This window comes from Oleiphilus sp. HI0080 (assembly GCF_001635135.1).
The window spans coordinates 1-1,003 of record NZ_LWFU01000704.1 but is presented as its reverse complement, the minus strand read 5'-3'; the positions used below and the strand labels follow the sequence as shown (position 1 = coordinate 1,003).

At 48.3% G+C, this 1,003-nt stretch carries 1 protein-coding gene; it reads right to left on the bottom strand.

Annotation, left to right across the window (positions count from 1 at the left end):
* A partial coding sequence (locus tag A3751_RS15185) for a RimK family alpha-L-glutamate ligase (protein ID WP_082863291.1) occupies positions 1-990 on the bottom strand: 990 nt, incomplete at its 3' end.
* Positions 991-1,003 lie beyond the last annotated feature (13 nt).

The window sequence follows — 1,003 nt, the reverse complement described above, 5'->3', positions numbered from 1 at the left end:
GCCCGGCGCGGCCGTTCGCTGAATCGACGCAACGACCTTGCCATCAATCACAAAACAGCGAAGATCCTTTCCCTCGGCTTCTTTTACAAACTCTTGAACCAAAAGGTTCGCACGCAAGGACTTAAATGCATTGATAACAGACTCTGCCGCTTTGCGCGTTTCAGCTAAAACAACGCCTCTACCCTGCGTGCCTTCCAAAAGCTTCACTATGAGTGGCGCGCCGCCTACCATTTCAATTAAATCGCCCGTATCCATGGGCGAGTTTGCAAAACCGGTTGTCGGTATATTGATACCGCTTTTCAACATCAATTGTAATGAGAAGAGTTTGTCTCTCGACTTGGTGACCGAGTCAGAAGTGTTTGTTGTATGCACCCCCATGCTCTCGAACTGCCTCGCCAAAGCGCAACCATAGAATGTGACTGATGGTTTGATGCGAGTGATCACCGCATCAAGATTCGTCAGTATCCGTCCACCTCGATAATGCGCCTCTGGATTATTCGCATCAAGCTTCATGTAGCACTGTTTTATATCAAGAAAGGTGAGCTTGTGTCCTCGCTGCTCTGCCGCTTCAACTAGGCGCTGATTGCTATAAAGATCGGGGTTGCTCGCCAACAACGCGATATTCAAACCACCAATTTCCGGCGTACTTTGATTATAAAGTTTCTCAACCTGTTTTTTAGTATGACCGCCCAATAAAAAGCTTTCGTTTGGGTCAATAAGTACACGACCTTTCATTGCTTCTCGGCCGAGCAACATGCGATACCCCATCGAATCTCGGTTGGCCAGCGTGAGCTCTACATCCCAAGTCTCATCACCGAGCGTCATTGGGGTTGAAATGACATAACGGGTTTCGGCAACTCCGGATGAACTTTTAACCGCGCGTCGGTCAACAATCGGTCGTTCGCAACGAATCACAGTCCGCCGACTATTCTGGATAGGATGGATCTCGAAGCTCACCCATTTCTCATTATCGCGTCGAAATGTATGAATATTAAAGGCGTGA